The organism is Cryobacterium sp. TMT4-31 (assembly GCF_004403385.1).
Classification (GTDB): Bacteria; Actinomycetota; Actinomycetes; order Actinomycetales; family Microbacteriaceae; genus Cryobacterium; species Cryobacterium zongtaii.
In genome coordinates, this window is record NZ_SOGI01000066.1 from 115,480 (window position 1) to 123,263 (window position 7,784).

At 68.6% G+C, this 7,784-nt stretch carries 5 protein-coding genes and 1 pseudogene; 3 read left to right on the plus strand and 3 right to left on the minus strand.

The genetic code is table 11. The features are described from left to right. Nucleotides 1-10: 10 nt before the first annotated feature. Genes E3T19_RS16195 through E3T19_RS16205 form a run of 3 tightly spaced genes read right to left on the minus strand, consistent with a single transcriptional unit; the run spans nt 11 to nt 4,454 of the window. Nucleotides 11-2,077: a glycosyl hydrolase gene (locus E3T19_RS16195; protein ID WP_134409349.1), complete on the minus strand. Its 2,067-nt coding sequence runs from the start codon at nt 2,075-2,077 to the stop codon at nt 11-13. Then, nucleotides 2,074-2,805 carry a biotin/lipoyl-binding protein gene (locus tag E3T19_RS16200; RefSeq protein ID WP_088456764.1) on the minus strand — a complete coding sequence of 244 codons (732 nt, stop codon included), beginning with the start codon at nt 2,803-2,805 and terminating at the stop codon, nt 2,074-2,076. Before E3T19_RS16200 ends, E3T19_RS16195 begins: the two co-directional genes overlap by 4 nt. Continuing rightward, nucleotides 2,805-4,454 (minus strand): glycosyltransferase, encoded by a 1,650-nt coding sequence (locus E3T19_RS16205; protein WP_240632232.1) that lies wholly within the window; start codon nt 4,452-4,454, stop codon nt 2,805-2,807. Before E3T19_RS16205 ends, E3T19_RS16200 begins: the two co-directional genes overlap by 1 nt. 544 nt (nt 4,455-4,998) lie before the next feature. Here E3T19_RS16205 and E3T19_RS16210 point away from each other — a divergent pair. The 3 genes and pseudogenes from E3T19_RS16210 to E3T19_RS16220 all read left to right on the plus strand — a co-directional run. Continuing rightward, on the plus strand, nt 4,999-6,543 hold the full coding sequence (locus E3T19_RS16210; protein ID WP_134409350.1) for a molybdopterin-dependent oxidoreductase: 1,545 nt from the start codon (nt 4,999-5,001) through the stop codon (nt 6,541-6,543). Next, a complete protein-coding gene (locus tag E3T19_RS16215; RefSeq protein WP_198415074.1) occupies nt 6,540-6,923 on the plus strand; it encodes a TraR/DksA C4-type zinc finger protein in 384 nt (127 codons plus the stop codon). The genes E3T19_RS16210 and E3T19_RS16215 overlap by 4 nt, the downstream gene beginning before the upstream one ends. A 114-nt stretch (nt 6,924-7,037) precedes the next feature. Further along, nucleotides 7,038-7,784, plus strand: a pseudogene (locus tag E3T19_RS16220) (hypothetical protein); the annotation flags it as partial.

The window sequence follows — 7,784 nt, forward strand, 5'->3', positions numbered from 1 at the left end:
CAATCCTCCTCTATCCGGCCGGAGGAGTCCTCCACCGCATCAGCCAGGCCATCAGATAGGCGCGGCTGTTGCCGTCGTCGATCCGCTCCTCCGGCAGGCTCGCCGCCGCGGTCAGGGCGTCGGATGCGGCCTCGGGGCCGCGCAGGCCGGCGTACATCAGTAGGTAGTCGCCGAACATCACGTCGTAGTTGCCTTCCGGCAGGGCGTCGGCGAGGTTGGCGCTCACCCTGTCGGGGTCGCCGCCGAGGTAGCCGGCGACCGGGCTCATCGGCAGCACCAGGATGCCCAGCATCGCGCTGGGCTCGGCGCTGAACCAGGTGGCGTAGTCGCGCTTACCGCCCCAGACCAGCGACGTGACGGTGTGGTCGAAGCCCGCATAGACCGGGTCGTCGAGGTCGAAGTCGGTCCAGTAGGCACGGGACGAGGCCGCCTCACTGGAGAGCATCCACTCGGCCTCGGCCGCGAGGTCGGCCTGGTCACTGGCGGCGGCCCAGAGCGCCAGTCCGTTCCACGCGGTCACGGCCTCTGAACTGGATTCCTGGTTGTTCCCGTCGCCGAACGGCGAGGTGCCGCTGGCCCAGGAGTGGCCGGCGTAGGCGTCGAACACCCTTCGGTCCGGGAAGTACTCGCTGCCGCCGCTGGTGGCGAGGTCGGCGGCGAGCAGATTCAGCACCGGCGCCCAGCGCTGTGCGGCCTCGGGATCGTCGGCCGCGACCACCGCCGCGGCATAGAAGAAGTAACCGTAGTGGAAGTGGTGGTCGTTGAACTCCTCGGAGCCGAACGACGTGGCCAGGCCCACGATCCCCTTCGCGTCCGGGTCGTAGACGAAGCACCGTTCGGTGCGCTGGGCACAGGCGTCGGGGTCCGTCCAGTCGTCGAGGGCGGTGCTGAGCCGGTCGGTGAGCGTGGCCACCGCATCATCGGCACCCACCTGCCGGGCCACCTCGAGCAGGTTCGCGGCCCGGTAGAGGGACTTGCCGCCGAAGTAGGTGTCGGCGGCGAAGGTCGTGGTGGCCGCCACATCAGCTCGCACCTGGTCGGCCAGCGCGGCGCGGTCCTCGTCACCGAGAGCCGAGAGGTCCAGGGCGCCGCTGGGAGCGACCGCGGGCACCGACCAGCTCAGCTGCCTGCCCTCGCACACCGTGAGCGCACCGTAGATGCTCGGGTACTCCCCCGCGGTGCACGACGCACCGTCGGCGAGACCCTGTGCCTGGTGCGGCAGCGCGGCGATCAGGGTGTCGCCGCCGTCGCCGGTGTCGTAGTGGATGGTCGTGGTGGCCGTATCCGTGCCGGCGCCGTACTCGACGCTGGTGCCGATGACCGGGTGCCGGGCCGCTTCGGCGAAGGCCGTGAGCGTGCCGCTGTCCGGCAGTGCAAACCAGGTCACGGATTGGCCGGCCGTGAGGGACAGGTCGGTGCCGGACGAAAGTGTTCCCGCACTGACCATGCCGTAGGTGCTGCCGGCCACGTCGACACTCCACACGCCCTTTTCGGCTTCGCTGAAGGCTGTCGGCATGGTGAGGGCGACGTCCGCAGCGGCAGCGAAGGACACGAACGGCGACCCCTCGGCGATCACCGTGCTGCCGACCGTGGCGCCGTCGATGGACTGGCCGATCGTGACGGATGCTTCGTCGTAGGCGGTCACCGCCTGCTCCAGCCCGTCGCCGTCGCCGACCTGCACGCCGATCTGACCCGCGAAGCCGCCCCTGATCACGTTGGTGTCCGCGGACACCTCCGGCAGTCCGAAGCCGAAGCCGGAGTCGCTCAGTTGGAAGGAGAGGGGCAGCGGGAACACCGGCATCGATTCCTCGCCGAAAACCAGGCCGGAGAACCACCGGTTGGTCGGCGGGATGAGCCCGTCGGACAGGCGCGCTGTCGGCAGGGCCTTCAGACTCTGCTGAGGAAGGGCGTCGACCAGCGGCGCGACCTCGTTGCCGGGGAAGATGGCCGCGCCGGGGGTCGAGGCCTCGGTGTCGACCGGTTCAACGGCATCCGTCGTGGTGCACGCGGTGAGCGCGGCGGCGATCACGAGGCAGGTGGCGACGGCGAGGATGCGCGGTGTTCTCTGCACGATCACAGCCCGATCGTCCGGAGGAACCCGAACAGGCCGTCGCTGGCGCCGGCGAGGAGGCCGTCGTCGCGCAGTTCTATCGTCGCCGTGACCGGGGTGCCGGGTGCGATGAGCCCGTTCGCGGCGCCGTCGACCAGGTCCGGGCTCAGGACCCTGGCCGTGGTCTCGGCATGGCCGTTCGCCGTCTGCACGTCCAGGGTGTCCATGGTCCCGGCCACCCTGGTCTGGTTCGGCAGCACGATGTCGACGGCGGCGCCGGGTTCGATCCGCGCATAGTCGCCGCTGGTGAGGACGAAATCGGCCGACACGAACAGGGACCCGGCCTGGTCGATGACGGCGAGCACCTGCCCGGCCTGCACGAAGGAGCCGCGCTCGGTGCTGACGTCGGTGAGGGTGCCGTCGACGGCGGCGGTCAGGGTGAGCACGCCGTCCTCGGCCACCGAGTAGGCCACGCTGTCGACGGTGACCAGCCCTTCGGCAAGGTCGGCCTGCAGGGTGGGGCTCTGCAGGGTGAACAGCGCCTGACCCGCCCGCACCTGGTCGCCGTCCTCGACGAGTCGCTCCATGACGGTTCCGCCATAGTCGGAGCCCACCGGATACTCCGCCGCCTGAATCGAGGCGGAGGCGCTCATCACCTGGGCCTGCCGCTGGTTGAAGACGAGCGTGAGGACCGCGACGACGCCGACGACGACGACGAGTCCGAAGAAGAGCTTGAACCGGTTGGCCCAGGTCATCAGGACACCATCCTTCGGGTCAGGGCGCGGGTGCGTCGTGCCAGGTGCGCCTCGTGCATTGCCGTGCCGACGAAAGTGCCCAGGATGAGAGTGTTGGTCACATTCCAGGCCGTGGCCAGGGTGAGGGTGCCGATCGAGAGGTCACGCCACACCGCCACCACCGAGGTGAGCAGGAGGAATACGAAGAAGAGCACCTGCGGGATCATGAAGTTGAACGGCGATCTCACCCGGGACCGGTTGCCCGTGGCGCTCCAGTGCTGTTCCTTGCCGACCAGGACGTTCATCAGCGCGGCCACGTAGATGGGGAACGACGCCGTGGCGAGCATCAGGGTCTCCCAGCGGAACGAGCCCATCGTGTAGAACGCCAGAAGCACCTGCATCAGGTAGAAACCCGCGTAGTACAGCAGCCAGGTCACCACCGTGGTCGAGAGGTTCATCGGGCGCAGGTCGAGGTAGATCTCCAGCGGTGGCACCAACAACAGCAGCAGCGGCGCGATCCCGGTGAGGTAGAAGGATGCCGTCACCAGGTACTGCAGACGCTGATCGAAGGTGAGACGGCGCCGCGGGCTGAGCGGGTTGCTGTGCAGCAGGATCTCGAAGCCGCCCGTGGCCCAGCGCAGTTGCTGTTTCGTGTACGCCTCCACGGTGTCCGGCGCGTGTCCGGTTGCCAGCACGGTGGGGATGTAGATGGTTTTCCAGCCCGCCTCGTGCAGCTTCAACGACGTCCAGACGTCTTCGGACTTGGAGTCGGTGTACATGCCGCCGATGTCGTTGATCGCATCTCGCCGGAAGATCACGTTGGTGCCCACGCAGAAAGCGGCGTTGAATCGGTTGCGACCGGGTTGGATGAACCTGTAGAAGACCGCCTGCATGTATCCGGCGCCGCGGGAGATGACGTTGTGCAGGTTGCGGTAGGCCTGGGGGGTCTGCACGAAGGCGACCTTGTCATCGATGAAAAACGGCAGGGTCTCGATGAGGAACTCCCGCTTGGGCACGAAGTCGGCGTCGAAGATCACGAAGTACTCCGCAGTGCTCGCCGTGAGCGCGTGATTGACGTTGCCCGCCTTGGCGCCGTTCGAGCTCAGCCGGCGCAGGTAGCGCACGCCCAGCTCGGCGGCCAGATCACGCACCTCGTCGGAACGGCCGTCGTCCAACACCCAGGTGAGGTGCTCACCGTGCATCGCCCGCACCGCGGTCACGGTCTCCCGGATCACGTCGATGTCCTCACCATACGTGGTGACGAACACGTCGATGGTGGCCGGGTGGTCCCCCAGGTGCAGGGGCCACCGCTCGGGCTGGTCCTTCAAGCCGTCCCGCGCTATTGATCTGCCGCGCACCAGAGTTGCCTGGGTACGGTGAAAGTCGAAATCCCGAGTATCTGTAGACCCGGACAGGATCGTCCACATCGACAGCAGCGCCTGGAAGATCAGGATCGACTCGGCCATGATCACGAGCGAGTATGGCAGCCAGTCGCCGCGGCTGGCCGGATTGAGCAGGAAGTGGGCGTAGGCCAGGATTCCTACCGTTGCGATCAGAACCAGCATGACGAGGGACGGCGAGTGCGCGTGCCCCGTCGACTTGGGTCGAACCGGGTGATCGTCGATCGCCAGTTGGTGGGTGGGGATCCGGTGCATAGCCTCGGGCGGCACTACTGAATCCACCGGGGATTCGGGTGGAGTGGGTATGCCAAGGCTGGGATGAAGGGAAGTCATCCGTCTCTCTTTCGGTACCGGATTCGGGTCCGGGGTTCGCGAACGGGATCTCGGGCGAGGTTCGCGTGCTGGTTCTGAGCGCGAGCATGAGCGGGTTCGACAGGGCCCTGAAACACGCGGCAACACCGACCGGGTCTGGCCTGGGTGTCGGCCGACCGGAGAGTGTGGGCATCGTCGTCCGGGTTCGCGGGATCTATCGGGATCGGGATCCGTGAGGGATCGGGATGCGGATGGAGCGACGAGGTGCCGTAGGGTGCGGCGAAGACGACGGAACAGGGGAGGTCGGGTGCGACCGTTCGTCGTGGCGGGTAGGTTCACCATAGGTCCGTGGCGAGAGTTCTGACTATCGGTTCCCTCAACGTTCTCGTGTTCGTAACACGGCTGTAACCCGGTGCTCGGCCCCGCTCTCACCCCCAGTCTCGTAAGGGATTCGTAAGGGCGGGTGCGCCCGTCTCACAGGCGGTAAATCTAAGCTGATCCCATGTCCAGCTCCGCCTCCCCGACACCGGCTCGCGCGCTGCCCGCCTTGGCCGGCCTGGCCGCGGTTCTGGCCGGATTCGGTCTCGCCGAACTTGTCGCCGGGCTCATCGCACCCGGTGCCAGCCCGGTGCTGGTGGTCGGTGCTCTGCTGATCGATCTGGCGCCGGTCTGGGCCAAGGAGTTGGTGATCTCGCTCTTCGGCACTGCCGACAAGGTGGCGCTGATCGTCTTCATCGCCCTGGTCGCGGCGGTCCTGGCCGCGCTGGCCGGCATCCTCGAATACCGGCGTGCCCCGTTCGGCCGGTTCGTGATCGTGGCCGCCGGCCTGGTCGCGCTCGCCGCGGCGCTCACCCGCGCCGGGGCATCCCCCTTCGACGCCGTGCCTCCGGTGCTGGCAATGGTGGTGGCCGCCCTGGTGCTCACGATGCTGATCAACCGGCTGCGCGTCCGCCGGGCCCCCACGGCGGCGACGGCCGAGCTGGACCGTCGCCGGTTTCTCGTCTACACCGGCATCAGCGCCGGTGCCGGCGTGCTCGCGGCCATCGGCGGCCAGCTGCTCACGGCCGGCAGCCGGGCAGCGGATGCGGCCAGGGCACTGTTCCCCCTGCCGGTACCTTCCACGCCGGGCACCCCGATTCCCGCCGGAGCATCGTTCGACATCGATGGCCTCACGCCGATCATCACCCCCAACGCGGAGTTCTACCGCATCGACACCGCCCTCTCGGTGCCGCGCATCGACCCGTCGACCTGGACCTTGAGGATCACCGGGCTGGTCGAGAACGAGGTGGAGATCAATTTCGCCGAGCTGCTGGCCCTGCCACTGGCGGAGAGCACCACCACGTTGGCCTGCGTGTCGAACTACGTGGGCGGCGACCTGATCGGCAACGCCGTCTGGCTCGGATACCCGATCCGTGACCTGCTCGCCAGGGCGAAGCCGCTCGCCGACGCCGACATGGTGCTGTCGCGCAGCCAGGACGGCTGGACCGCCAGCACCCCGCTCGAGGCCCTCACCGACGACCGCGACTCGATCCTCGCCGTGGGCATGAACGGCGAGCCGCTGCCTCTCGAACACGGCTACCCGGTGCGGATGGTGGTGCCCGGCCTCTACGGGTACGTGTCGGCCACGAAGTGGGTCACCGAGCTGGTGGTCACCCGGTTCGACCAGGAGACGGCGTATTGGTCCACCCGCGGCTGGTCCCAGAAGGGTCCGGTGAAGCTGTCCTCGCGCGTGGACGTACCCCGCGAGAATGCGAGCGTTGACGCCGGAACGGTGACGGTCGCCGGCGTCGCGTGGAGCCAACACGTGGGCGTCTCGGCCGTGGACGTGCAGGTGGACGACGGCGACTGGAACCCCGCCACCCTGGCCGACGCGATCTCTGTCGACACCTGGCGGCAGTGGCGCTGGGATTGGGACGCCCCGAGCGGCTCGCACACCCTGCGGGTGCGCGCCACGGATGCCAACGGCTTGGTGCAGACCAGCAAGCTCGCCGATGTCGCGCCGGACGGCGCCACCGGCCTGCACGAGATCAGCGTGTCGATTTCGTGACCACGTCGAAGCAGGTGCCCGGGTTGAGCCCGAGCGACATCGCCCATTTCGAGGGTCTACTGCGCGGTCAACGGCTCGATCTCGAGCGGGAGCTGGGCCGGCAGGGCGACACCCTGAACGCCGTGCGCGCGGCGCGCAGCGGCGGGGACGCCGACGACGAGCACGATCCCGAAGGCCCGACCCTCTCCGACGAGTGGTCGCTTCGGGCGGGGGTGCACGCCGAACTGGCCGCCTCCCTGGCTGCCATTGACGCGGCCCTGGTGCGCATCGAGGACGGCAGCTACGGCCGGTGCCTGCGCGGGGGTGAGCCGATCGGCCGCGAGCGGCTCGAGGCCCGCCCGGCTGCGGAGCTGTGTATCGACTGTGCTCGGGAGTCGTGACCGATTCGCGGGCATGGATGTCTCACCGTTCCTCCACAGGGCGGTCTTTTTCGACCCTTCCACAGCTTGGTTTCTGGGCCTGGGAGTGTCGGTGGTGGGTGCTTCACTGTGCCTATGGCCACCTCAGCTGCCACACCCGATCACACCCCCGGCGACACCTGCGATGCCGCAGCGGACCCCGCGGTCAGTGCTGCGGTGGATCCTGTCGCGGCGGCGATCAGCGCGGTCATCGACCCGCTGATCGAGAACGAGAAAGTCATCGCGGCCGGCTACGCCGAACGCACCCGGCTGCTGACCGAGCTGGACCGGCTGGGCCACGAACCGCGCATCCTGGCGGGTCTGTGTGGTGACCCTGTCGAGTCCGGCCGGAACGACCCTGACACCGGCGCGCACGGTCCAGCCTGGGACGACGAGGAGCTCGCCCGCCGCAGCATGGCCGCCGAGGCCGCCGGGGCGCTACGGCTGACGGCCACCACGGCGGGCATGATGATCTTCGACGCCGCCCGCCTCACCGGCCAACTGCCCGGCTTCCACCAGGCCCTGAGCCGCGGCAGCATCACCTGGGGCCACGCGGTGAAGATGCTCACCCTCACCGACGGGGTCCCGGAAGAAATCCTGCCCGACGCCTACCGTGACCTGCTCCTGGACGGTGTCGGGCCCAGTGGCCTCGGCCACGGCATCCGCGGCACGGTCAGCATCACGGTGCCGGCGCTGACCCTGCTGGGCCGAAGCGACGAACCCGCCATCCTCGACGGCTACGGCCCCATCGACCCCGAGACCGCCCGCCGGATCGCGGGCACGGCGACCAGCTGGTCCCGCATCCTCACCCACCCCGAAACCGGCTGTCGACTGAGCATGGGC